Raw genomic sequence first — 24,086 nt, forward strand, 5'->3', positions numbered from 1 at the left:
CGGGCGGGCGGAACCTGCTCGTTCCCGCGGCGGGCAGTTCCGAATCCGCCCTTCGGCGTCAGACGAAGGGATCGGTCCTCACGCCTTCACCCTGGCATCGCGACCTGTGACCGCGAGCAGGCGGACCTGCAGTGGCGCGTCGTCGTCGACCTCGACGGGCGCGGCGTAGAGCCCGGTCGCCGCGAGGTCGTGGATCTGCGGCTCGAAGTACTCCCAGACGGCGCGGACGAGTTCATCGGGCAGCGCCTCGTCCGTGCCGGTGGCGCGCGCGAGGTCCCACGTGTGGATGGTGATGTCACTCGTCTGTTCGGTGAGGTACTGGTCGGCGCGAACGACGTCGGTGCTGAGGTGCACGGAGGTGTCAGCGGGCGCCTTCTGCCAGGCGCTGGTCGCGGCCGTTGCGAACTTCGCCCACTCGCTGGCCAGGTCCTGGCCGATCGGTTCGAGGTCAGCCTCGGCTTGGGCGTAGTCGCATCCCGTCAGGAGCTTCGGGATCCAGCGCTGCTCGTCGATGACGTGCGTGACCAGATCGCGCGTCGTCCACTCGGAGTCGGGGGTGGATGCATCCCAGTCGGTCACGGCAGCGACGCGGCGGCCGAACTCGGCTACGGCGAGCGACTGCAACCGGATCCAGTCGGTGGCCATGGCGGTGCTCCTCTTCAGTCGGTACGGGTGCGGGGTGCAACGGGACTGGCGAGCGGGCGATTCCCGTGCTGCTACAGGAGACAAGTTACGCCCGCTCAGGAACAGCACGCGCGACCGCCGTCTCGCCCCGGAATGCGATCCGATCGGAGCAGAGCGGCAAGGCTGGCGATCGGGCAGAAGAACACGTCAGCGGCGGTGTCCCCCACAGAGAAGGCCCGCTCGTCGCCGGTGCCTCGGTCGGCGCATCGGACCGGTAGCGGACGAGGTGGGACGAGTCGCACGAGGAGGTTCATCCGCGCTCGGGCGGGCGGAACCTGCGCGAGGCAGGCACAATGTGCGCGGGATTGGCCCGCTCGTGGTTGCGCAGGGTTGAACGACCGGCCGGTCGTTCGACCTCCGGCTCCGCGCGCCGCACGAACGCATGCGGGAACGCCGAACGGCCCGGCTCCGTGGGGGAGGAGCCGGGCCGTTCGCCGGGTACTGCAGGTACTTCGTTCGGTGTCCGCGGTCGCCCCCAAGATCGGGAAGGAGGACGACCGTCGGTCAGTGAGTCGGAGGTCAGGCCGCCTGGAGGACGAACTGCACGTCGAGGTTGATCGTCACGTCGTTGCCGAGCGTGAAGCCACCGGCCTCGAGCGCCGCGTTCCAGTTCACGCCGAACTCGGTGCGGTCGATCTTCGTGGTCGCCTCGGCGCCGAGCTTGACCTGGCCGTAGCCGTCGGTGGTCACGCCACCGAACTCGGTCTTCAGGGTGACGTCCTTCGTGACGCCGCGCAGGGTCAGCGTGCCGTCGATGAGCATGTCGTCGCCGTCCTCGCGGATGCCGGTGGACTTGAAGACCATCTGCGGGTGCTCCTCGGTGAGGAAGAAGTCACCGGTGGCGAGGTGCTGGTCGCGCTGCGCCTGGTTGGTGTTGATGCTCGCGACGTCGATCGAGGCCTCGAGCGACGAGTCGAGCGGGTTCTCGGCAGTGACGAGCGTCGCGTCGAAGCGCTCGAACGAGCCCTTGACCTTGCTGATCGCGAGGTGGCGGACCGAGAAGGTGACCTCGGAGTGGGTCGGGTCGATCTTCCAGGTGCCGGTCTGGTAGCCCGGGATGGCGGAGGCGGTGAGCGTCATGGTGACTCCTTACGAGAGCGTTGGTCTGCGGTCCCTGATGAGACACACAACTTCATGCGCCTGCATCGAATTGAACTGTAGCCCATTGTGCACCCGATTGGTTGAAGCGTCAACCAATGTTCACGAGATCGTCGCGGGATGATGTCGGGAACGCGTGTCGTGCCTCCCGGCCGCACCCGTCGTGAGCAGCTTGCGGATGCGGTGCGCGAATGCGTCGGCCAGCGGGCCGACGTCATGGGCGGTCGCGCGGACCAGCCACCAGTCGACGTCCTTCAGATGCTCGCCGCGAGTCAGGTCCTTGCGGAAGGTGCGCGGATCGGACCGGTGCAGGTCGCTCTCGTACTCGATCGCCACTCGCGCATCCGGGTACGCGAGGTCGACGCAGGCGATCCACCTGCCGGCGACGACCACGTCGTGGTTCAGCGTCGGCTCGGGGAGTCCGCGTCGCAGCAGGGCCAGGCGAAGGCGTGTCTCTCCGGGGCTCCGCGAACCCGGTCGCACCTCGGCGAGGGCTGCGCGCGCCTTCCTGATGTGCCTCCCGCCCCGGTGCCGACCGACGGCGGCCGCGAGTTCGTCCACCGTGCACCAGTTCAACCAGCCGACGAGTGCGTCGCCGACGATGACGAGTTCGTCGAGGGTGAGGACCGCCGCCAGCATGACGAAGGTGGTCGCCGGGTCCACGATGCGCGTCGTCCCGGATCGCACCACGCTCGCGAGGTGCGCTCGCGTGCGGTGCCCGACGGTGCCGCGCACGCGGAGCGCCTGGTCCTTCCCGATCGTCGTCACGTGGACGCGCCGGTCGGCCTCGAGCCTGCGGGGCAGCGGGATGCCGAGGAGCTGCGCGGCCGTGGTGTGGCTGAACGCCTGGTCATGACGGAGCCGCGGGGCGACTGCTCGTGCACGTTCCGCGTGGGAGGTGGGAGGGGTCCAGCAGCGCGTGCCGTGGAACGGGCGGCAGAGCCGTCTCGAGCGGAGGCGGCTGGCCGGGACGCCGCGGCGCAGTGCCTCGCGGACGCGGAACGGGCGTCCCCGGAGGGCTGGTGGGAAGCGGTCGGCGATGGACATGTGCCGAGCGTGGCAGCGTCCTCCGGCTGGTCGGGGTGCGTGGTGGTCGACTGTGGACAGGTGCGGGAGGAGGCTCGCTGTGCAGGACTCGGCCGGGGTCGTCGGTGAGGTGGCGAGCGGGTCGCGAGCGGGCGAATCCGGACTGGGCTGGGAGGCGCGTGGTCCCGATCTCGCCCGCCGACGCGAGCGGGCGGATCCGGACGGGGAGAGGCGGTGCGTGCTTCCGATTCCGCCCATTCACGTGAGCGGGCGGATCCTGACGGGGCCGGGAGGCGCGTGGCCCCGGTTCCGCCCGCTCGCGCGGACAGCGCATCCCCGCACGCCGACGCAGCTGTCCACAGGTACTCCCACACCCCCTCACGAGAGCGCTCACTCCACTAGCGTCGGGAGCATGGAATTCAGGTACCTGGGCAACTCCGGACTCAAGATCTCCGAGATCACCTACGGCAACTGGCTGACGCACGGCTCGCAGGTCGAGAACGACGTCGCCACCCAGTGCGTGCGGGCAGCGCTCGACGCCGGCATCACCACGTTCGACACCGCCGACACGTACGCAAACACCGCGGCGGAGACGGTCCTCGGCGAGGCGCTCAAGGCCGAGCGCCGCCAGTCGCTCGAGATCTTCACGAAGGTCTACTGGCCGACCGGGCCGAAGGGGCACAACGACGTCGGCCTCTCCCGCAAGCACATCATGGAGTCGATCGACGGGTCGCTCGAGCGCCTCCAGACCGACTACGTCGACCTCTACCAGGCGCACCGCTACGACCACGAGACCCCGCTCGAGGAGACCATGCAGGCCTTCGCGGACGTCGTCCGCCAGGGCAAGGCGCTCTACATCGGCGTCAGCGAGTGGAACGCCGAGCAGATCCGCGCCGGCGCCGCACTGGCGAAGGAGCTCGGCTTCCAGCTCATCTCGAACCAGCCGCAGTACTCGATGCTGTGGCGCGTCATCGAGGGCGAGGTCGTCCCCGCCTCGAAGCAGCTCGGCCTCAGCCAGATCGTCTGGTCGCCGATCGCCCAGGGTGTGCTGACGGGCAAGTACAAGCCGGGCCAGCCGGCCCCCGAGGGCTCGCGCGCCACGGACGAGAAGGGCGGCGCGGACATGATCAAGCGGTTCATGCGCGACGAGGTCCTCGAGGCCGTGCAGCGTCTGCAGCCCGTCGCCGACCAGGCCGGCCTGACGCTCGCCCAGCTCGCGATCGCGTGGACGCTGCAGAACCCGAACGTCGCGTCCGCGATCGTCGGTGCGTCCCGCCCGGAGCAGGTCACGGACAACGTCAAGGCAGCGGGCGTCACCCTCGACGCCGACGCGCTCGCCGCGATCGACGACGCCCTCGGGGACATCCCGGAGCGCGACGCGAGCAAGACGGTCAGCCCGGAGAAGCGCCCCGCGTAACGCGCGACGAACCGACGGACGGGAGGCACGGTGCCAGCTGGCACCGTGCCTCCCGTCCGTCGTCCAGCCGCCATCCGTCTTCGGCGACCGTCCAGACGGACGGTCAATCCGAGCCGTGATCAGCCGAAACGCTGACGGATGTTCACTGATGAACAGCAGGTGTCGCGGAACTGGCAGGGTCCTGGCAGACCCTGTACCCCACCCAAACCACCCTGTCACGTGCCCCCGAAGAGGGGGCATGACCCGAACCGACACCCCCGTTCTGGTGCCACCCGGCACCGGGTCGGTGCCGACCCCCGTTGCAGTCCCCGCTGCACGCGCCGCCCACCCAGCGGCGCCCGCCGGCCCTGCGCTGACCGTGGATCGGCCGGCGCTCGCCTCCCGCATGCGCGCCACGGCGACGCAACTCGCCTCGTTCGGCACCATCGGCGCCGTCTGCTTCCTCATCGACCTCGGCGTCTACAACCTGCTGCGCGCAACCGTCCTGCCGGACGGCCCGATCGCCGCGAAGATCGTCTCCGTCGTCGTCGCCACCGCGGTCGCCTGGTTGGCGAACCGCTCCATCACGTTCCGCTCGCAGCGGCAGGTCGGCCGGAAGGAGACCGTTCGCGAGGGGCTCCTCTTCGCCGTCACGAACGTCGTCGGCCTCGGCATCGCCGCGGCCTGCCTGTTCGTCTCGCACTACGTCCTCGGCTTCACCTCGACCCTCGCCGACAACGTCGCCGGCAACGGGGTGGGCCTCGTCCTCGGCACCGTCTTCCGGTTCGTCGCGTACAAGGCCCTCGTCTTCCGTTCCACCGACGCTCACGCGAAGGAGCACGCCGCATGACCATCACCGCCACGCTGCTGACGGCCGCCGGGCCGCTGCTGCAGCCGAACGAGGGGACCGGGCCCGCCGGGAACCTCCCGAACCGCGGGACCACGGACGTCCCGACGGGAGGCTCGGGGCAGGCCCCGCAGGTCGCCTGGTCGCTGGGTGAGTGGATCGGGTACTCCGCGCTCATCGCCGTCTCCGTGCTGCTCACGGTGATCGCGCTCACCACGCTCTGGTGGATGCTGCACGCCTGGCGGTCGCGCGACGCGCTCAAGTCGACGAGCTTCAGCCAGACGCCGCTGCCGGCGGCGCACCGCTTCACCTTGCTGGTGCCCGGTCGGCACGAACAGGACGTCATGGGCGAGACACTCGACATGCTCGCGAAGCAGGACCACCCCGACTTCGAGATCATCGCGATCGTCGGCGAGGACGACCCTGAGACCGACGCGGTCGTCCGCGCCGCCGCCGCCCGCCACCCCGAGCTCATCCGCGTGGTCGTCGACGACACCGCGCCGAAGAACAAGCCGAAGGCGATGAACCTCGCGCTGCAGCACGCGACGGGCGACATCGTCGGGGTGTTCGACGCGGAGGACGAGGTCTACCCGAAGCTCCTGTCGCTCGTCGACTCGCGCTTCCAGGAGACCGGCGCCGACGTCGTGCAGGGCGGCGTGCAGCTGATGAACTTCAAGTCGAGCTGGTGGTCGCTCCGCAACGTGCTCGAGTACTACTTCTGGTTCCGCTCGCGCCTCCACTTCCACGCCGGCTCGAAGTTCATCCCGCTCGGCGGCAACACCGTGTTCGTGACCCGCGAGCGGCTCGAGTGGTCGAACGGCTGGGACGCCCACTGCCTCGCCGAGGACTGCGAGCTCGGCGTCCGGCTCTCCGCCGACGGGGCGAAGGTCGTCGTGGCCTACAGCCCAGAGGCCGTCACCCGCGAGGAGACCCCGCCCACCTTCGCGTCCCTGCTCAAGCAGCGGACCCGGTGGAACCAGGGGTTCCTGCAGGTCCTCGGCAAGGGGGAGTGGAAGAAGCTGCCGTCCTTCCGTCAGCGCTTCTTCGCCCGCTACATGCTGACGATGCCGTTCATCCAGGCGGCGACCGGTCTGCTCATCCCGCTCAGCGTCCTGATGATCCTGTTCGTCAAGGTGCCGACCCCGGTCGCGCTCATCTCGTTCATCCCGGTGGCGCCGACGCTCATGCTGCTCGCCGTCGAGGTCGTCGGACTCAACGAGTTCGGCCGCATCTACAAGGAGAAGGTCCGCATCCGCGACTACGTGAAGCTCGTCCTCGGCCTCGTGCCGTACCAGGTGTTCCTCGCCGCCGCAGCCGTCCGTGCCGTCGTCCGCCACGTGAAGGGGCAGAACGGGTGGGAGAAGACCGAGCACACCGGGCAGCACCGCACCGGCGGCGGCCAGTCCGAGGTCGTCGGGTTCGCGTCCGAGCTGACCGGCTCGTCGTCCGCAGCTTCGTCCGCCTCGTCTTCTTCGTCCTCGTCGTCCGAGCGTGAGCTCGCCGGCTCGACCACCGGGGGTACCCGATGACCGCCAGCCTCACCCACACCACCGGCATCCCCGTCCGCGGCGCCGGGTCGCTCTCCGGGGTCCGCGGTTGGTTCCGCGTCCACGCGGCGAGCCTCGCCTGGCTGCTCCCGGTCCTCGCCGTCACCGTCGCGGTGCAGCTCTGGAACATGTCCGGCACGCCGCAGCGCATCGACGACGAGGGGACCTACACCGCCCAGGCGTGGGCGATCACGAACCTCGGCGAGATCACCCACTACACGTACTGGTACGACCACCCGCCGCTGGGCTGGATCCAGATCGCGGCGTACACGTCGCTGACCGGGGCGTTCACGCGCTACCCGTTCGCCGTCGAGGCCGCCCGCGAGGCGATGGTCTTCTTCGCCGCCGTCTCGAGCCTGCTGCTCTTCGTGCTCGCACGTCGACTGGGCGCAGGTCGTGCGACGGCGGCCGTGGCGGGGCTCGTCTTCGCCCTCTCGCCGCTCGCCCTGCAGTACCACCGCACGGTCTACATCGACAACGTCGCGACGCCGTGGCTCCTCGCCGCGTTCGTCCTCGTGCTCAGCCGTCGGCAGCAGCTCGCCGGGTTCGCCGGAGCGGCCGCGTGCCTCGGCATCGCGGTGCTCTCCAAGGAGACGTACCTGCTGGCACTGCCGTTCCTGATCTGGATGGCGGTCCGTCGGGCCGACCGGAGCACGCGTCGCTACACGCTCAGCGTGGCCGGGGCGGTGCTCGTCGTGATCGGTGGCGGGTACCTGCTGCTCGCCGCTGTGAAGGGCGAGCTCCTGCCAGGTGCCGGTCGGGTCAGCCTGTTCGAGGGCATCACCTACCAGCTCGGGTCGCGCACGGCGTCCGGCTCGGTCTTCGACGCGGGCAGCTTGGCGAACCAGGCCGCTTCGCAGTGGTGGGCGCTCGACCCGGTGTTCATCGTGCTCGGCTCGGTCGCCGCGGTCGTCGGACTCTTCCTGCGCCGGGTCCGCCCGATCGCCGCGATGCTCGTGTTCCTGCTCGCGATGATGTTCCGACCGAACGGGTACCTGCCCGTGCCGTACGTGATCATGCTCGTGCCGTTCGCGGCCCTGCTCGTGGCGTACACCGCCGAGCGGGCGGTCCTCGCCCTGGCCGGTCGGACGCGCAGCAGCGCCCGGACCCGCGTCCGCGGCGTCGCCCGTCGCGGTCTCGGCGCCACGTGGGCCCTGGTCACTGCCGCGGCACTCGTGGTCGCCGTCCCGCTGTGGGGCACCCAGCTCCGCGGGTTCCTGTCGAGCAACCTCGACCTGCCGATGCAGCAGGCCGAGCAGTGGGTCGGCGACAACGTCCCGAAGTCCTCGCGGCTGCTCGTGGACGACGCCATGTGGGTCGACCTCGTACGGGACGGCTTCGCCCGGAACAACGTGATCTGGTACTACAAGCTCGACACGGACGCCGCCGTGCAGCGCCAGTCGCCGAACGGGTGGAAGGACTCCGACTACGTCGTCACGACGGACTCGATGCGCACCGGCGGGAACTCCTCGCAGGACGTGACGCAGGCCATCCGGAACTCGACGAGCGTGGCCACGTTCGGCACGGGTGACCAGCAGGTCGACGTCCGGCGCATCCACGCCGAGGGATCCGCCGCTGCCGACCGGGCCATCACCGCCGCGACCAACGGGCGGAAGACGATGGGCACCGAGCTGGCGCAGAACCCGGCGCTCCGAGCCGATGCGGGAACGGCGTCGCAGTTCCGCGCCGGTCAGGTCGACTCGCGCGCGATGCTCGCCCTCGGACAGGTGCTCGCGGACCAGTCGGTGACCGTCGAACGGTTCCGCCCGCTCACGGGTGAGGACGGCCAGCCCTTCCGTCGGCTCGTCGTGCAGACCGCCGATCGGGCGGATGCTGCTCGCGCTGCGGCCACATTCGAGTCGATGAGCGACGGGATCCGCCCGGCCGACGTGGAGCGCGACGGCGACCGCGTCACCGTGACCTACGCCCCGGCCGACCCCACGACGACGCCGACCAGCGCGTCCTGACCCGGACCCCGTGCGAGCGGGCGGAACCGGCAGCGCGGGCTCCGTGCCCGAGCAGGAACCGCTCGCTCGCGGGACCGGCCGGCGCTCCCGTACCTCGTCCGGGGCCGAGCGGGCGGAACCGGCAGCGCGGGCCCCGGATCCGAGCGGGAACCGCCCACTCGCGAAACCGCCGCCAGTACCAGCCAGCACAACCCAGCACCAGCCAGCACAACCCAGCACAACCCAGCACCAGCCAGCCAGCCAACCCAGCACCAGCCAGCCAACCCAGCACCAGCCAGCACAACCCAGCAACCGCCAGCACCAGCAACCGCCAGCACCAGCAACCGCCAGCACCAGACAAGTGCCGGCACCCAACACCGCCCGAACCGAAGGAGCACCACGATGCACGCACGCACCTCCGCCCCGAACGCCGCGCCCAGCACCACCGCCCGCACCACCGCCCGCCGCACGGCCCGCCGCCCGGTCGTCGTGGCCGGGATCGCCGCGGCCATCGTCGCCGCCACCGTCGGCCTCGCCGCACCGCAGACCGCCTCGGCCGCGACCGGCACCGACGAGGGCTGGCTCCGCGTCGGCCACCTCTCCCCGGACACCAAGGGCGTCGACGTCGAGCTCACGAGCCTGTCCGGCGGCAAGACGGTCTTCGAGCTCGACGACGTCACGTACGGCCAGGTCAGCCCGTACCAGGAGCTCCCGGTCGGCACCTACGTCCTGTCGATGCGCGCCGCCGACGCCCCCGACTCCACCCCGGTGATCTCGACCGACGTCCAGGTGCAGGAGGGCAACGCGAGCACGGTCGTCGCCTACGGCAAGAACGCCGACCTGAAGACCACGGCGTTCTCCGACGATCTGCAGCAGCCCGGCGACGGCAAGGCAAAGCTCCGGCTCGTGCAGGCTGCGACCACCGCGAAGGCGGTCGACGTCAGCACCACCGACGGCACCGCCATCGCCGAGGACGCCGCCTTCGGTACCGCGACGCAGTACGCCACTGTCGGCGCCGGCAAGTGGGATCTCGACGTCTCGGGCAGCGGCCAGCGCGGCACCGCCGAGGTCGACCTCGCCGGCAACACCGTCTCCACGCTCTTCGTCCTCGACGACAGCAAGGGCGACCTGACCGTCGTGCCCGTCACCGACGCGGCCGCCACGGCAGCGACCCCGTCCGGCGGCGTCCAGACCGGTGGCGGCGGCGCGGCCGCCGACCGTCCCTTCACCGAGTTCACGCACGCGGTCGTCGCGGCGTTCCGCTCGCTGTTCCACTGACCGACGGGCCGCCGACGGGTCGCGTGACCCGTCGGGCCCGGCCTGGAGGCGCGGATCACCGCAGCCGGTCCGCCCACGTGCACCGCGCCTCCCGTCCGACCGTCCCCGACCACCCCGGAAGAGGTGCCGGCATGACCCGCAGGACCTGGATCCCCATCACCGCCGCGGCGGCGCTCGTCGTCGCCGTGGGCGTCGCCCTCGTCGCCGTCCGTCCCTGGGGCGACTCCGCGCCACAGGCCGGGACGACGTCGAGCGCGACCTCGTCGCCGGCGCCCGACGTCGACCGCAGCGCGGCGCAGCTCCGCACGGACTTCCTCGACGACTACGTGCGGGACGGGCGCGTCGTCCGCACCGACCAGGGCGGCGACACCGTCAGCGAGGGGCAGGCGTACGGCCTGCTCATCGCGTACGCCAACGACGACCGGAAGACCTTCGGGGAGATCTGGTCGTGGACGGAGCGACACCTGGTGACGGACGACGACCTGCTCGCGTGGCGGTGGACCCCCGAGGACGGCGTCGCCGACGAGCAGTCCGCGAGCGACGCCGACCTCGACACGGCCAGGGCCCTCGTGCTCGCGGGGGAGCGCTGGGACGACGAGCGGTACACGACGGCGGGGAAGGCCGTGGCGTCGGCGATCCTCGAGCACGAGACCGCGACGACCGACCTCGGCACGATCCTGCTGCCGGGGCCGTGGGCGGACAGCGAGCCCTACCGGTACAACGCCTCGTACGCGTCGCCGGCGGCGTTCCGGATCCTCGAGCGGGCCACCGGTGACCGGCGGTGGACCGAGCTCGAGCGGGGCTCGTCGGCCGCGACCGCCGCCGTGCTCGACGAGAGCGACCTGCCGAGCGACTGGTCGCAGGTGCACGCGGACGGCTCGGTCGACCCGATGCCGGCCACGGGTGACCAGGGGAGCGTCGTCTACGGGTGGGAGGCCATGCGCCTGCCGCTGCGCTACGCAGAGGCCTGCTCCGCGGACGACCGTGCCCTCGCCGGCTCCGTCGCGCCGACCCTCGAACGGAGCACGCAGCTCGCGGCGCAGCTCGACCTCGGCGGGACGGCCGTGACCGGGGACACGAGCGGGCTGGCCTACGCGGCCCGAGCAGCCGCGGAGCAGGCCGCGGGATCCTCCGCGGCTGCTGCCGCCGACCTGCGTCGGATGGACCGGACGGCGGCGACCACGCCGACCTACTACGGCGATGCGTGGGCGGCGCTCGGTGCGACCATGCTCACGTCGGACGTCCTCGGAGGCTGCGCGACCGAGGCGGGAGGAGCCTCGTGACCGGGCGTCGCGCCGCGGCGGAGCCGATCCGCTGGTGGTCCGGCCGCCGCGGTGCGGTCGTCGGCGGGGTGCTCGCCGCGGTGCTGGTCGGCGGCGGCATCGCCGGGGTGGCCGTCGCGACCACGGGGAACGGCGACACGGCCGCACGACCGGCAGCGGGCAGCAGCGCGTCCGCGTCGACCGATCCCGGTGCGGCCGCGAACGGCTCCGGCACCGGGGACACGTCGGGCTTCCAGGATCCGGCAGCGCCGGCGGCTCGCTCGTCCGCGACGCCCGTGCGGGTGGAGATCCCGGCGATCGGGGTGTCCTCGGGGCTCGAGGACCTCGGGCGCGGGGCGGCCGGCGAGCTCGACCCGCCGAAGGACTGGGACAGCGCCGGGTGGTTCGCCGACGGCATCGTGCCGGGTCAGGTCGGACCGGCCGTGATCGCCGGGCACGTCGACAGCCCCACGAGCGCCGCGGTGTTCTTCCGCCTCGACGAACTCGTGGCGGGGGACGAGATCCACGTCGTCATGTCGGACGGCACGACCCGCACCTTCACGGTCGAGCGATCGGAGCGCGCGGCGAAGTCGGCGTTCCCCACGAGCGACGTCTACGGCAGCGCCCCCACACCGCAGCTCCGGCTGATCACCTGCGACGGCACGTTCGACACCGCCACGGGGCACTACACCGACAATCTGATCGTGTTCGCAGACCTCTCGTCGAACTGACGCAGGAGCGACCCGATACCCTTCGATGCGAAGCGCAAGGAGCACCATGAGCACGTCACTGGTCATCATCCCGACCTACGACGAGGCGGAGAACGTCCGCCCGATCGTCGCACGCACCCTGGCTGCCACCGACGACAGCGTCCACGTCCTCGTCGTGGACGACAACTCGCCGGACGGCACCGGTGACATCGCGGACGAGATCGCACGTGAGACCGACCGGGTGCACGTGATGCACCGCACGGTCAAGGACGGCCTCGGCGGGGCGTACCTCGCCGGCTTCGCCTGGGGCCTCGAGCACGGCTACGACAAGCTCGTGGAGATGGACGCCGACGGCTCGCACCACCCCGAGTACCTGCCGTGGATGCTCGAGCTCGCCGACACGAACGACCTCGTCCTCGGCTCCCGCTGGATCAAGGGCGGCGAGGTCGAGAACTGGCCGTGGTACCGCGAGCTGCTCTCGCGCGGCGGGAACCTCTACACGCGCATGGCGCTCGGCATCGCGGTCCGCGACGCGACCGGCGGCTTCCGGGTCTTCACGTCGACGGCGTTCGAGCGCATCGACCTGGCCGGGGTCGCGTCGAAGGGCTACTGCTTCCAGGTCGACCTGTGCTGGCGTGCCCTCGAGGCCGGCCTCCGCGTCGTCGAGACGCCCATCACGTTCACCGAGCGCGAGTTCGGCGTCTCGAAGATGAGCGGCAACATCGTCCGCGAGAGCCTGACCCTGGTCACGAAGTGGGGCATCGACCGACGCCTGCGCGAGGTCCGGTCGGTCGTCAAGAACCACCGCCGCCTGCCCTCGGTCCGGAAGAACGCCCACGCCGTGGCGGACCAGTCGGCCTGAGCCGGTTGCTCCGTGCCCGGTCGCGCTGACCGGGCGGGGCCATGCGGTCTCCGTGCCTGGTCCGTGCCCGGTCTGACTGGCGGGGGCGACAGGCTGGTCTGATCCGCGAAAGCGACAGTCCCCCGTGGAGGTTCCACGGGGGACTGTCGCTTTTGCGGGAGGGTCGAGGACGGCCGTCGAGGACGGCCGTCAGCGCAGGACGGCCGTCAGCGCAGGACGGCCGTCAGCGCAGGACGGCCGTCAGCGCAGGACGACCACGCCCCGTGACGCGAAGCGGACGAGGCCGGCCTCGACGGTCGCCTCGCCGAAGCGGTAGAGCTCCTCGCCGGTCGAGTCGGGGACGGGCACCTCGGCAGCGTCGTCGGCGAAGTTCACCACGACGTGCACCGGCTTCGCATCGGGCCCGAGCAGGCCGCGGGTGAGCACCAGCCACCGGTCGTCCCCGTCGAAGCGGACGGCGTTCGCCTCGTAGCGGTGATCGACGAACGCCTGGTCCGTCCGGCGCAGCGCGACGAGCACACGGTAGGCCCGGAGGATCCGGGCTCCGCGATCGGACGTGACGTCCGCCCAGTCGAGCTTCGAGTTCGTGAACGTGGTCGGGTCCTGCGGGTCGGGGACGACCGACTCGTCCCACCCGTGCTCCGCGAACTCCGCGATGCGCCCCTTCGCGGTGATCTCGCCCAGGGCCTTCTCCGGGTGCGAGGTGAAGAACTGCCACGGCGTGGTCGCCGCGAACTCCTCACCCATGAACAGCATCGGGGTGAAGGGGCCGAGCAGCGTCAGCGCCGCGGCGATGACGAGTGACTCGTCGTCGAGCGTCGCGGCGAGGCGGTCGCCCGCAGCGCGGTTGCCGATCTGGTCGTGGTTCTGGTTCGCGACGACGAGCGCCGTCGTGGGTGAGGTGCCACGGTCGATCGGTCGTCCGTGTCGCTTCCCCCGGAACGACGACCACGTGCCGTCGTGGAAGAACCCGTGCTCCAGGACCTTCGCCAACGCGGACAGCGGTTCGAAGTCGGCGTAGTAGCCGTTCGTCTCACCGGTGACGGCCACGTGGACGGCGTGGTGGAAGTCGTCCGACCACTGGCCGGTGAGGCCGTAGCCGGAGGCCTCCTGCGGACGGAACATGATCGGGTCGTTGAGGTCGGACTCGGCGATGAGCGACAGCGGGCGGCCGACGAACTCGGAGTACGCCTCGGTCTCGGACGCCATGACCTGCAGCACGTGCGGGCGGGTGGTGTCCCGGATCGCGTGCACGGCATCGAGCCGGAGCCCGTCCACGTGGTGGTCGCGGAACCACATCCGGACGTTGTCGAGCACGTACCTGCGGACCTCGGGGTGCTCGACGTTGACCGAGTCGCCCCACGTGTTGCCGAGGCCCTGCAGCAGGTACGGACCGTACAGCGGCAGGTAGTTGCCGCTCGGACCGAGGTGGTTGTAGACGACGTCCTGGATGACGCCGAGACCCAGCGCGTGGGCGGTGTCGACGAAGCGGTCGTAGGCGTCCGGGCCGCCGTACGGGTGGTGCACTGCGAACCAGCCGACCCCGTCGTAGCCCCAGTTCCACTCGCCGTTGACGGCGTTGACCGGGAGGAGCTCGACGAACTCCACGCCGAGCTCGACGAGGTGGTCGAGCTTGGCGGCGGCGGCGTCGAGCGTGCCCTCGGGGGTGTACGTGCCGATGTGCATCTCGTAGATGACGGCCCCGCGCGCGGGACGACCGGTCCATGCCTCGTCGGTCCATGCGAACCGCTCGGGGTCGACGACCTCGGACGTGCCGTGCACGCCGTCCGGCTGGTACCGGCTGCGGGGGTCCGGTCGGACGTCCTCGTCGTCGTCGATGCGGAAGCCGTAGCGTGCTCCGACCACCGGGGCGATCTCGTCGGTGCTCCACCAGTCGTCGTCACCGCGGGTCAGCGCGTACTCGACGTCGTCGACGACCAGGCGCACGCGCTCCGGGTTCGGCGCCCAGACGGCGTAGCGGGCGGGAACGGTCATGCGTGACCCTCCAGGATCTCGATCTCGGCCTGCTGGTCGGAGACGGCGGCGCCGTCGGACCCGTCAGCAGCGGGTGTGGTCGACGACGTGGACGAGGCGGCAGTGGTCGCCCGGTCGTCCGCCGTCGCGGTGTCGGCGAGGTCGGCGGGCACGAGGAGCGCCACCGGCAGGTCGGCGAGCAGCTCGGCGAGCGCGATCCCGCGGGACGCCGGGAAGCGCCGGCCGGTGAGCAGGTCGACCCGGTCGAGCGGCACCGGGTGCACGAGCGTGTCGCCCCAGCCCCCGACCCGTTCGAGTCCGACGGGCAGACGGGTCGCGACGGTCACCGCACCACCGCGGTCGAACGCCAGCACGTGGTCGGCGGCGCTCCCCGTGGCCTCGAGGCCGAGGTAGCGGGTGAACAGCTCGGGGTGGTCGCGGCGCAGGCGCAGGGCGCGGCTCACCACGAGGGTCTTCACGGCACCGTCGAGCCCGATGGCGGGAAGCTGCTCCGGGCCGTCGTCCTCGGGGCCGTCGAGCCCGGCGAGCACGTGTCGGAGTTCCGCGTAGTCGACGGGTCGGCGGTTGTCCGGGTCCACGAGCGAGCGGTCCCAGCTCTCGGTGCCCTGGTAGACGTCCGGCACACCGGGCATCGTCAACTGCACGAGCTTCTGGCCCAGGCCGTTCGACCAGCCGGCGGCGTCCACCACCCGGTCGAGCTCGTCGAGCACCGCCACGACCTCGGGGTCGTCGAACGACGCGTCGACCAGGGCGTGCATCTGGCGCTCGAACGCCTCGTCCGGTTCGGTCCACGTCGTGCTGTCGCCAGCCTCGCGCGAGGCCTTCTCGGCGTAGGCGTGCAGACGCTCGCGACTGGCGGGCCGCGCACCGACGATCGCCTGCCAGAGCAGGTCGGCGAACACGGCGTCGTCGAGCGGGGCGAGCGACTGCAGGCGCTCGAGTGCAGCGGTCCACTCGGACCCGAGCTCGGCGAGCACCGTGATGCGTGCGCGGGTGTCCTCGCTGCGCTTGGTGTCGTGCGTGGTGAGCGTGGTCATGGTGTGCGGCCAGCTGCCCTGGCGGTCCCGCTGTGCCTGGTGGAAGTCCTCGACGGACACGGCGAACAGGCTCGGGTCCGCGCCGACCTCGCTCAGGGTGGTGAGGCGCGACGTGCGGTAGAACGCGGTGTCCTCGACGCCCTTCGCCATCACCATGCCCGACGTCTGCTGCAGCCGCACGGCCGCCGCGTGACCGGGGTCGACGAGCGCCGGGGCGATGCGGTCGATCACGTCGTCGAGGTCCGGACGGGCCTCGGCCGCGCGCTCGAGGGCGTCGACGAGGTGGTGGACGCCCTCGGGCAGGTACGTCCGGTAGACCTCGAACGAGGCGACGATCTCGGCGACGGCGTCCACGATCCGGTCCTCGGGCACATCGGGCGCCACCGGGGCGAGGAGCCGGGCGAGCCGACGGACCTCGCTGCCGAGGATGCCGTCCGCGATCCCACGTCGGGTGTGGTGCGTGAGCTGCTGCCAGTCGGTCGGCTCGGCACCGGAGGCGGCGCTGAGCGGCTGTTCGCCGGCGGGGTCGACGAACACGCGGTCGACCACGGCGAGGGCGTCGTACCCGGTCGTCCCGTCGACCGGCCACGACGACGGGAGCTGCTCGCCGGGCTCGAGGATCTTCTCGACGAGCGTGTACGCACCGCCGGTCAGTTCGTGCAGGTCCTGCAGGTACCCGGCGGGGTCGTACAGGCCGTCCGGGTGGTCGATGCGCAGGCCGTCGACGAGCCCGTCGCGGAACCAGCCGCCGATCGTGGCGTGCGACGACGCGAACACCTCGGGCTCCTCGACCCGGATGGCGGCGAGGGTGTTCACCGCGAAGAACCGGCGGTAGTTGAGGTCGTGGTCGGCACGCTTCCAGTGCACGAACTCGTAGTGCTGGCGGGCGTGCACGGTCTCGACGTCGTCGCCGTCCTGCACGGTACCCTCGGCGGTCGGGTACGCGGTCTCACCCACGTACAGCCGACCGTCGCGGAGCTCGACCGCGTCGAGCAGCCGGTCGTCGAGCACCGGGATGCGGATGCGACCGTCGCCGGCCTGCCAGTCGACGTCGAAGGCCCACGCGACGGGGGAGCCCTGGCCGGACTCGAGCAGCGACCACCACCACGGGTTCGCCTCGGGGGTGGCGACGCCGACGTGGTTCGGCACGATGTCGACGAGCACGCCCAGACCGGCGGCGTGCGCGGCCTCGGCGAGCGCCCGGAGCGCGGCGTCGCCGCCACGCTCGGTGTCGACGTGCGAGTGGTCGACGACGTCGTAGCCGTGCTGGGACCCGGGTTCGGCCTGCAGCACGGGGGAGAGGTAGACCCAGTCCGCACCGAGCGTGCGGATGTGGTCGACCACGCCCCGGGCGGCGGCGAGGTCGAAGTCGGCGGTGACCTGCAACCGGTAGGTGGACGTGGGGACGCGGTGAGCGCTCACGCGGTGGCTCCTGTGGATTCGGGTTCGGGTTCGGTGTCGGGCGAGTCGGTGTCGGTCGCATCAGGGTCTGCAGCAGGCGCAGCGGATGCGGGCGGGGATGCGGGGGAGGCCGTGGACCCCGGGTCGGTCGCGGATGTGGCGGTCGACGCCGCCGGGTTGGTCGGGGTGGACTGCCGCCCGCCCTCGACCGACTCGACCTCGGTGGTGGTGACCTCGTGGTCGGGTTCGGCGCGGAGCACGATCATCGAGCGCGCCGGCACGTCGAGCGGGGTTCCCGCGTCGAGCACGGTCTCGCGCGCCCCGGGCTCGGCCGTGTCGATCCGCACGGTCCACCCGGGGGAGTACTCCTCGGGCGGCAGCGTGAACGTCACGACGTCGTCGTGGGCGTTGTAGTAGGTCAGGAACGCCACGTCGGTGACGCGCTCGCCCCAGCGGTCGCGCCCGCGGATGCCCTCGCCGTTCAGGTACATGCCGACGCTCTTGCCGAATCCTGAGTCCCAGTCCTCCGGGTCCATCGCATCGCCGGAGGGGGTCAGCCAGACGACGTCGGGCAGGGGCTCGCCTTCGCCCCGGCGCACCGGTCGGCCGTTGAAGTAGCGGGTGCGCCGGAACGTCGGGTGGTCGTGCCGCAGCTTCACGACGTCGGCGGTGAACTGCACGAGCTCGTCGTCGGCGTGCTCCCAGTCGATCCAGCTGATCGCGGAGTCCTGCGCGTACACGTTGTTGTTGCCGTGCTGCGTCCGGCCGAGCTCGTCGCCGTGGGCGATCATCGGCACGCCCTGGCTGAGCAGCAGCGTGGCGAGGAAGTTCCGCCGACGCTGGAGCCGGAGCGCCGCGACGTCGGGGTCGTCCGTCGGTCCCTCGACCCCGGAGTTCCACGACCGGTTGTGGCTCTCGCCGTCGTTGTTGTCCTCGCCGTTGGCCTCGTTGTGCTTCTCGTTGTAGGCGACGAGGTCGTACAGCGTGAAGCCGTCGTGCGCGGTGATGAAGTTGATGCTCGCCTTGGGCGTCCGGCCGTCGTGCTCGTACAGGTCCGCCGACCCGGAGATCCGCGAGGCGAACTCGCCGAGGGTCGAGGGCTCACCCCGCCAGAAGTCGCGCACGGTGTCGCGGTACTTGCCGTTCCACTCCGACCACTGCGGCGGGAAGTTGCCGACCTGGTACCCGCCGGGCCCGACGTCCCACGGCTCGGCGATGAGCTTCACCTGCGACACGATCGGGTCTTGCTGCACCAGTTCGAAGAAGGCCGCGAGCCGGTCGACCTCGTAGAACTCGCGGGCGAGCGCCGCGGCGAGGTCGAAGCGGAACCCGTCGACGTGCATCTCGGTGACCCAGTAGCGCAGGGAGTCCATGATCAGCTGCAGCGAGTGCGGGTGCCCGACGTTGAGCGAGTTCCCCGTGCCGGTCGTGTCCATGTAGTACCGCTTGTCGTCCTCCACCAGGCGGTAGTAGGCGGCGTTGTCGATGCCGCGGAACGACAGCGTCGGGCCGAGGTGGTTGCCCTCTGCCGTGTGGTTGTAGACGACGTCGAGGACCACCTCGATGCCCGCACGGTGGAGCTCGCGCACCATCGCCTTGAACTCCTGCACCTGCTGGCCGCGGTCGCCGGAGGACGAGTAGTGCGAGTGCGGGGCGAAGAAGCCGATGGTGTTGTAGCCCCAGTAGTTCGACAGCCCCTTCTCCTGCAGCGTCGAGTCGTTGACGAACTGGTGCACGGGCATGAGCTCGAGCGTCGTGATCCCGAGCCGCTTGAGGTGCTCGATGACGGCCGGGTGGGCGACGCCGGCGTAGGTGCCGCGCTGCTCCTCGGGCACGTCGGGGTGCGTCTCGGTGAGGCCCTTGACGTGCGCCTCGTAGATCACCGTCTCGCCGTAGGGGATCCGAGGTGCCCGGTCGCCCTGCCAGTCGAAGAACGGGTTGATGACGACGCCCTTCATCATGTGGGACGCCGAGTCCTGGTCGTCGGTCGAGTCCGGGTCGCCGAACGTGTACGAGAACAGCGCCTGGTCCCAGTCGATGTCGCCGCTCGTCGCCTTGGCGTACGGGTCGAGGAGCAGCTTGTTCGGGTTGCCGCGCAGCCCGTTCGCCGGGTCGTACGGGGCGTGCACGCGGAAGCCGTACTCCTGCCCCGGGGCGACGTTCGGCAGGTAGGCGTGCCAGACGTGGGCGTCCACCTCGACCAGGTCGACGCACTCCTCGTTCCCCGCGTCGTCGAAGAGGCACAGTTCCACACGGTCGGCGACCTCGCTGAACAGGGCGAAGTTCGTGCCGCTGCCGTCGTAGGTCGCCCCGAGGGGGTACGGGTTGCCGGGCCAGGTGTGCAAACGGTCCTCCAGGTGTGGGTTTCGTCAACATATCGGCGCGAGCCTCCGGCGTCCGCAGACAAGCCACAGCCGTGGACACCGCGGGCCCGACCCCACCCTGTGGAGGAACCGCCGAGTAGCCTCGCGCGCATGGCCAACATCGTGAGTCAGATCGCAGACAAGGTGCGCCCGGTGGGCGTCTCGACGAACTACGGGGAGCCGGTCGAGGTCGGCGACCAGACCCTGATCCCGGTGTCGATCGGCTGGTTCGGCTTCGGCGCCGGCGGCGACGACGAGAACGGCGGTGGCGGCGGTGGCGGCGCATCGATCCCCGTCGGCGCCTACGTGCGCCGCCCCGGACAGGACCTGCAGTTCGAGCCCAACCTCATCTCGCTGCTCGCGGTGAGCATCCCGACCATCTGGGTGACCGGCAAGGCCCTGAGCAAGGTGATCCGCGCCCTCAAGAAGTGAACCACCGGACGGGAGGCCCGTGGCGACGCCGCCACGGGCCTCCCGTCCGTCACGTGCACGCGTCACACGACGTGACCGCGTCTAGACTGCTGCCACACACACGGGAGTCCGGGACCGCCGGGCTGAGAGGGAGCGAACGGCGCTCCGACCGTCGAACCTGATCCGGGTCATGCCGGCGCAGGGAGGAGTCAGCAACCATGCCTGCAACCACGCAGTCCGCAGTACCGTCCACCGCCCCGAAGCGCTCGTTGCGCTGGCGGGTCGTCGACATCGTCGTCGCCAGCGTCCTCGCCGTCGCGATCGGCGTCGTCTTCAAGCTCTGGGAGTTCGGCTACGAGCCGATCAGCGCCGTCGCCGGTCTGGTCCTGCCCGGCACCCAGGCGCTCTTCGGCGGGGTCTGGCTGCTCGCCGGACCGGTCGTCGCGATCGTCGTCCGGAAGCCCGGCGCCGCGCTCTACGCCGAGATGGTCGCCGCCAGCGTCGAGGCGCTGCTCGGCACGCAGTGGGGGTGGCTGACGCTCGAGGCCGGCCTCGTGCAGGGCCTCGGTGCCGAGCTCGTGCTCGCGCTGTTCCTGTACCGCGCCTACCGCCTGCCGGTCGTCGTGCTCGCCGGTGCCGCCGCCGGCCTCGCCCTCGGCATCAACGACACGGTGCTCTGGTACCCGGGCCTCGACGCCGCCTTCAAGACCGTCTACGTCGTGTCCGCCGTGGTGTCCGGCGCCGTGATCGCCGGACTCGGCTCGTGGCTGCTCGTCCGGGCGCTCGCCGCGACCGGGGTGCTCTCCTCGTTCGCAGCGGGGCGTGAGCACGCTCGACGGTCGCAGGCCCCGGGGACGACCTCGGCGGACGCGGTGGCCACCGACACCGAGACGCCTGCCGCCGAGCAGGCCGAGCGCGGGTCCCGCGCCGCCCGGTGACCGCCGTGTCGTCCTCGGGGGCGGCGCGCGTCGTCTTCCGTGACTGGGGCTGGCGGTACGCCGGGCGCGACGCCTGGGCCGTCCGCGGCCTGGACCTCGTCGTCGAGCCGGGTGGGCGCGTCGCGGTCGTCGGTCCATCGGGCGCCGGCAAGTCGACGGTGCTCCGTGCGGTGGCGGCGGTCCTGGCCGACGAACCCGACCCCGACGACGACACCGCGGCAGCCGTGCAGGGCTCCGTCCTGGTCGACGGTGCCGACCCCCGCGCGGTCCGCGGGCGCGTCGGCCTCGTCATGCAGGACCCCGAGGCCCACACGGTGATGTCGCGCATCGGCGACGACGTGGCCTTCGGCTGTGAGAACACCGGGGTGCCCCGGGCCGAGACCTGGGAACGGGTCCGGCACGCGCTCGGGGTCGTCGGACTCGACCTGCCCCTCGACCGGTCCACGAGCCGGCTCTCCGGCGGGCAGCGGCAGCGTCTGGCGCTCGCGGGGGTGCTCGCGATGCGTCCGGGGGTGCTCGTGCTCGACGAACCGTGCGCGAACCTCGACCCCGAGGGGGTGGCGCAGGTCCACGACGCCGTCCGGGCGCTGCTCGACACCACCGGCGCGACCATGCTCGTGGTCGAGCACCGGATCGGCACCTGGCTCGACCTGGTCGACCGCCTCGTGCTGCTCGAACCCGGCGGCGGCGTGGTCGCGGACGGGGCCCCGGCGACGGTGCTCGCGGAGCACGGCGCTGCGCTCACCGCGGCCGGCGTGTGGGTGCCGGGCGCCGAGCCGGCCCGGGGCTCGTCCCGAGCAGGCGGGGTCCCGTCGCGCGCGGCCGGCGGCGCGTCGCCAGGGAGCGGGGGCGCGTCGCGAGCGGGCGGCGCTCCTGCGCCAGCGGACCGGGCCTCCTCGCGAGCGGGCGGAACCGCACCGGGTGCACCGCCCGACGAGGGCACGTTCCGCCCGCTCGACGGGGGAACGCTGCTGCTCGAGGCGCTGGGACTCGCGACCGCCCGCGGTGGGCTCCTCGGACGGACCGGCGGCACCCGCGTCGGCAGCGACATCGACCTCGGGGTCCGGCGCGGCCGGGTCCTCGCGATCACCGGCCCGAACGGCGTCGGTAAGTCGACGCTCGGCCTCACCCTCGCGGGACTCCTGCGACCCGCGGGCGGCACGCTCCGGGCGACGCCAGGGCTGGCCGAGGACGCCGGTCCCGCACCACACCGGTGGACGAGCCGACAGCTGGCCGCCCGGATCGGCACGGTGTTCCAGGACCCCGGGCACCAGTTCGTCGCACGCAGCGTCCGCGAGGAGCTCGCCGCAGGCCCGCGCGCGCTCGGCGTGACGGACGTGGACGCTCGGGTCGAGGAGCTCCTCGACCTGTTCGGGTTGCGGCACCTCGCCGACGCCAACCCGTTCACGCTGTCCGGTGGTGAGCAGCGACGGCTCGCGATCGGGGCCGTCGTGGCCTCGAGGCCGCCGGTGGTCGTGCTCGACGAGCCGACCTCGGGACAGGACCGCGCGACCTGGCAGGCCGTGGTCGACCTGCTCGGGGCGACGGCGGACGCGGGGACGGCGCTCGTCGTGGTGACCCACGACCGTGACCTCGTCCGCGCGCTCGACGCCGACGAGGTCGTGCTCGCTGCCGACGGCGCACACCCCGTGGCGACGACGAGCGGCGGCGACGAGTGGTCGGCGGACGCACGGGCCGAACCCGTGACGCGCGGCGGTGACGAGGCGTCGGCGGACGCACGGACCGGGGCGGCGGACGGTGCCGACCTGAACCGACCGACCACGGAGGTGCACCGGTGACCACCTCGACCGCGCACGCCGACGAGGGTGGGGGAGCCGTGCCTCCCGTCCGGACCCGACGCGGGGTCGCCGGAGTCCAACCCGTGGCGGCGATGCTCGGTGTGCTCGCGCTCGGCGTGTGCCTCGTGACGAGCCTCGACGTCGTGTCCGCATCGGTCGCGCTCGCGCTGGAGCTCCTGCTCCTGCCGGTCCTCCGGATCCCACCGCGGACCGCGCTACTGCGGGCGTCGCCGGTGCTCGTCGCCGTGCCCCTGACGGCGCTGAGCATCGCACTGTACGGGCGGCCCTCCGGGCGGGAGTGGTTCGACCTCGGCTTCGCGCACGTCACCGACGGATCGCTGGCGCTCGCGCTGGCGACGGCGCTGCGGGTCCTCGCGGTCGGGCTGCCGGCGGTGCTGCTCTTCGTGGGGGTCGACCCGACCGACCTGGCGGACGGGCTCGCACAGCTGCTGCGGCTGCCGGCGCGGTTCGTGCTCGGGGCCCTCGCCGCGGTGCGGATGACGACCCTGCTCGGCGAGGACTGGCGCCAGCTCGCGATGGCGCGACGCGCGCGCGGGCTCGCCGACCACGGTCGACTGCGTCGCGGGGCGTCGATGGCGTTCGCGCTGCTCGTGCTCGCGCTCCGACGGGCGACGACCCTGGCGGTGGCGATGGAGTCGCGCGGGTTCGGCGCTCCCGGTCCGCGGACGTGGGCGCGGCCGGCGCGGTTCGCGGGACCGGAGTGGGCGATGGTCGCCGTGCTGGTGGGCATCGGTGTCGTGTCGACCGCCGTCGCCGTGGCCGTGGGGAGCTGGCGTGCCTGAGCTCGGGCGGCCCGCGCCCACCGCGCACGCGACGCCCGACGCTGCGTCGGGCTCGGCGCCCGACGCTGCGTCGGGCCCGGCGCCCGACGCTGCGTCGGGCTCAGCGCCCGACGCGGCGCTCGTCGAGGGGCTCGCCGCCGCCGCGGCCGGGACTGCTGCTGCCGCCGGAAGGCGCCTCGTCGTGCTGGTCGACGGGCGCTCGGGCACCGGGAAGACCACGCTGGGGGACGCCCTCGCGGCTCGGCTCGGCGCAGGAGTCGTGCACCTCGACGACGTCTACCCCGGGTGGGACGGTCTGCGGGCGGCCGCGGACGCGGTGGTGTCGGACGTGCTCGGGACGCGGTCCGGGTACCGACGGTGGGACTGGGGGCGGTCCGAGCCCGCGGGGTGGGTGCCGCTCGAGCCGGACGCGCCGCTGGTGGTCGAGGGGTGCGGGGCGCTCTCCCGGGCGTCCGCACCACTCGCGACGCTCCGGGTGTGGCTCGAGGCCGACGACGAGGTCCGGCGCGACCGGGCGATCGGTCGCGACGGCGAGGTGTTCGCCCGCGAGTGGGAGCGCTGGGCGGCGCAGGAGCGGGCGTTCATCGCGGCCGAGGCGCCGCGTGCGCTCGCCGACGTGGTCGTCCGGACGTAGGGAGGGGCGGGCCGGCGGCGACTCGTCCGGCGAGTTCACGCGCCCAGCG

The 24,086-nt window shown here is 72.0% G+C and carries 19 protein-coding genes and 1 riboswitch; of the genes, 13 read left to right on the forward strand and 6 right to left on the reverse strand.

The annotated features are described in order from the left end of the window. Positions 1-78: 78 nt before the first annotated feature. From C1N91_RS04445 to C1N91_RS04455, 3 genes are all read right to left on the reverse strand, one after another. Complete coding sequence (locus C1N91_RS04445; RefSeq protein WP_137766771.1) at positions 79-645, reverse strand: TIGR03086 family metal-binding protein; 567 nt, start codon at positions 643-645, stop codon at positions 79-81. A gap of 558 nt (positions 646-1,203) precedes the next feature. Continuing rightward, positions 1,204-1,764 carry a YceI family protein gene (locus C1N91_RS04450; RefSeq protein ID WP_137766772.1) on the reverse strand — a complete coding sequence of 187 codons (561 nt, stop codon included), beginning with the start codon at positions 1,762-1,764 and terminating at the stop codon, positions 1,204-1,206. Between the two features lie 120 nt (positions 1,765-1,884). Then, positions 1,885-2,829 (reverse strand): hypothetical protein, encoded by a 945-nt coding sequence (locus tag C1N91_RS04455; protein ID WP_137766773.1) that lies wholly within the window; start codon positions 2,827-2,829, stop codon positions 1,885-1,887. A 391-nt stretch (positions 2,830-3,220) separates the two neighbouring features. On the opposite strand from C1N91_RS04455, the gene C1N91_RS04460 reads away from it, so the two are divergent. From C1N91_RS04460 to C1N91_RS04495, 8 genes are all read left to right on the forward strand, one after another. Continuing rightward, a complete protein-coding gene (locus tag C1N91_RS04460) occupies positions 3,221-4,225 on the forward strand; it encodes an aldo/keto reductase family protein (RefSeq protein WP_058750614.1) in 1,005 nt (334 codons plus the stop codon). Positions 4,226-4,463: 238 nt separating this feature from the next. Next, complete coding sequence (locus C1N91_RS04465; protein ID WP_254678345.1) at positions 4,464-5,054, forward strand: GtrA family protein; 591 nt, start codon at positions 4,464-4,466, stop codon at positions 5,052-5,054. After that, positions 5,051-6,580 (forward strand): glycosyltransferase, encoded by a 1,530-nt coding sequence (locus C1N91_RS04470; RefSeq protein ID WP_175415909.1) that lies wholly within the window; start codon positions 5,051-5,053, stop codon positions 6,578-6,580. The genes C1N91_RS04465 and C1N91_RS04470 overlap by 4 nt, the downstream gene beginning before the upstream one ends. Then, on the forward strand, positions 6,577-8,565 hold the full coding sequence (locus C1N91_RS04475) for an ArnT family glycosyltransferase (protein ID WP_137766774.1): 1,989 nt from the start codon (positions 6,577-6,579) through the stop codon (positions 8,563-8,565). The genes C1N91_RS04470 and C1N91_RS04475 overlap by 4 nt, the downstream gene beginning before the upstream one ends. Before the next feature lie 381 nt (positions 8,566-8,946). After that, positions 8,947-9,822 (forward strand): DUF4397 domain-containing protein, encoded by an 876-nt coding sequence (locus tag C1N91_RS04480; RefSeq protein WP_137766775.1) that lies wholly within the window; start codon positions 8,947-8,949, stop codon positions 9,820-9,822. A 131-nt stretch (positions 9,823-9,953) separates the two neighbouring features. After that, positions 9,954-11,105, forward strand: coding sequence for a glycosyl hydrolase family 8 (locus C1N91_RS04485; protein WP_137766776.1), 1,152 nt, complete (start codon positions 9,954-9,956; stop codon positions 11,103-11,105). Next, positions 11,102-11,815 carry a class F sortase gene (locus C1N91_RS04490; RefSeq protein ID WP_137766777.1) on the forward strand — a complete coding sequence of 238 codons (714 nt, stop codon included), beginning with the start codon at positions 11,102-11,104 and terminating at the stop codon, positions 11,813-11,815. Before C1N91_RS04485 ends, C1N91_RS04490 begins: the two co-directional genes overlap by 4 nt. A 46-nt stretch (positions 11,816-11,861) precedes the next feature. Beyond that, positions 11,862-12,656 carry a polyprenol monophosphomannose synthase gene (locus C1N91_RS04495; protein WP_217496463.1) on the forward strand — a complete coding sequence of 265 codons (795 nt, stop codon included), beginning with the start codon at positions 11,862-11,864 and terminating at the stop codon, positions 12,654-12,656. A gap of 240 nt (positions 12,657-12,896) precedes the next feature. On the opposite strand, the gene treZ is transcribed toward C1N91_RS04495, so the two are convergent. From treZ to glgX, 3 genes are read right to left on the reverse strand one after another with little or no spacing between them, the layout of a single operon-like run. Beyond that, the gene (gene treZ / locus C1N91_RS04500; protein ID WP_137766779.1) at positions 12,897-14,651 is read right to left on the reverse strand and encodes a malto-oligosyltrehalose trehalohydrolase; all 1,755 of its coding nucleotides are present in this window, start codon (positions 14,649-14,651) and stop codon (positions 12,897-12,899) included. Beyond that, the gene (gene treY, locus C1N91_RS04505) at positions 14,648-17,110 is read right to left on the reverse strand and encodes a malto-oligosyltrehalose synthase (RefSeq protein ID WP_137766780.1); all 2,463 of its coding nucleotides are present in this window, start codon (positions 17,108-17,110) and stop codon (positions 14,648-14,650) included. Before treY ends, treZ begins: the two co-directional genes overlap by 4 nt. After that, entirely contained in the window at positions 17,107-19,434 is a 2,328-nt protein-coding gene (gene glgX, locus C1N91_RS04510; RefSeq protein WP_137766781.1) for a glycogen debranching protein GlgX, read from the reverse strand. Before glgX ends, treY begins: the two co-directional genes overlap by 4 nt. Positions 19,435-19,563: 129 nt before the next feature. Here glgX and C1N91_RS04515 point away from each other — a divergent pair, with 129 nt between their 5' ends. The 5 genes from C1N91_RS04515 (at position 19,564) to C1N91_RS04535 (ending at position 24,037) form a co-directional block, all read left to right on the forward strand. Then, positions 19,564-19,884, forward strand: a complete 321-nt coding sequence (locus tag C1N91_RS04515) for a hypothetical protein (protein WP_058727630.1) — start codon at positions 19,564-19,566, stop codon at positions 19,882-19,884. Positions 19,885-19,974: 90 nt separating this feature from the next. Continuing rightward, a riboswitch (TPP riboswitch) is annotated at positions 19,975-20,086 on the forward strand. Then, complete coding sequence (locus tag C1N91_RS04520; protein ID WP_137766782.1) at positions 20,082-20,801, forward strand: ECF transporter S component; 720 nt, start codon at positions 20,082-20,084, stop codon at positions 20,799-20,801. It overlaps the preceding riboswitch by 5 nt. Beyond that, the gene (locus C1N91_RS04525) at positions 20,798-22,600 is read left to right on the forward strand and encodes an ABC transporter ATP-binding protein (protein ID WP_137766783.1); all 1,803 of its coding nucleotides are present in this window, start codon (positions 20,798-20,800) and stop codon (positions 22,598-22,600) included. Before C1N91_RS04520 ends, C1N91_RS04525 begins: the two co-directional genes overlap by 4 nt. Continuing rightward, entirely contained in the window at positions 22,597-23,403 is an 807-nt protein-coding gene (locus C1N91_RS04530) for an energy-coupling factor transporter transmembrane component T family protein (protein WP_254678346.1), read from the forward strand. Before C1N91_RS04525 ends, C1N91_RS04530 begins: the two co-directional genes overlap by 4 nt. Beyond that, on the forward strand, positions 23,396-24,037 hold the full coding sequence (locus C1N91_RS04535) for an ATP-binding protein (protein WP_137766784.1): 642 nt from the start codon (positions 23,396-23,398) through the stop codon (positions 24,035-24,037). Before C1N91_RS04530 ends, C1N91_RS04535 begins: the two co-directional genes overlap by 8 nt. Positions 24,038-24,086 lie beyond the last annotated feature (49 nt).

This window comes from Curtobacterium sp. SGAir0471, from assembly GCF_005490985.1.
Classification (GTDB): Bacteria; Actinomycetota; Actinomycetes; order Actinomycetales; family Microbacteriaceae; genus Curtobacterium.

Excerpts from the sequence above, each read along its gene's own strand:
- C1N91_RS04445 (WP_137766771.1), bottom strand. The coding sequence starts at position 645 with ATGGCCACCGACTGGATCCGGTTGCAGTCGCTCGCCGTAGCCGAGTTC.
- C1N91_RS04450 (WP_137766772.1), bottom strand. The coding sequence starts at position 1,764 with ATGACGCTCACCGCCTCCGCCATCCCGGGCTACCAGACCGGCACCTGG.
- C1N91_RS04455 (WP_137766773.1), bottom strand. The coding sequence starts at position 2,829 with ATGTCCATCGCCGACCGCTTCCCACCAGCCCTCCGGGGACGCCCGTTC.
- C1N91_RS04460 (WP_058750614.1), top strand. The coding sequence starts at position 3,221 with ATGGAATTCAGGTACCTGGGCAACTCCGGACTCAAGATCTCCGAGATC.
- C1N91_RS04465 (WP_254678345.1), top strand. The coding sequence starts at position 4,464 with ATGACCCGAACCGACACCCCCGTTCTGGTGCCACCCGGCACCGGGTCG.
- C1N91_RS04470 (WP_175415909.1), top strand. The coding sequence starts at position 5,051 with ATGACCATCACCGCCACGCTGCTGACGGCCGCCGGGCCGCTGCTGCAG.
- C1N91_RS04475 (WP_137766774.1), top strand. The coding sequence starts at position 6,577 with ATGACCGCCAGCCTCACCCACACCACCGGCATCCCCGTCCGCGGCGCC.
- C1N91_RS04480 (WP_137766775.1), top strand. The coding sequence starts at position 8,947 with ATGCACGCACGCACCTCCGCCCCGAACGCCGCGCCCAGCACCACCGCC.
- C1N91_RS04485 (WP_137766776.1), top strand. The coding sequence starts at position 9,954 with ATGACCCGCAGGACCTGGATCCCCATCACCGCCGCGGCGGCGCTCGTC.
- C1N91_RS04495 (WP_217496463.1), top strand. The coding sequence starts at position 11,862 with ATGAGCACGTCACTGGTCATCATCCCGACCTACGACGAGGCGGAGAAC.
- treZ (WP_137766779.1), bottom strand. The coding sequence starts at position 14,651 with ATGACCGTTCCCGCCCGCTACGCCGTCTGGGCGCCGAACCCGGAGCGC.
- C1N91_RS04515 (WP_058727630.1), top strand. The coding sequence starts at position 19,564 with ATGGCCAACATCGTGAGTCAGATCGCAGACAAGGTGCGCCCGGTGGGC.
- C1N91_RS04520 (WP_137766782.1), top strand. The coding sequence starts at position 20,082 with ATGCCTGCAACCACGCAGTCCGCAGTACCGTCCACCGCCCCGAAGCGC.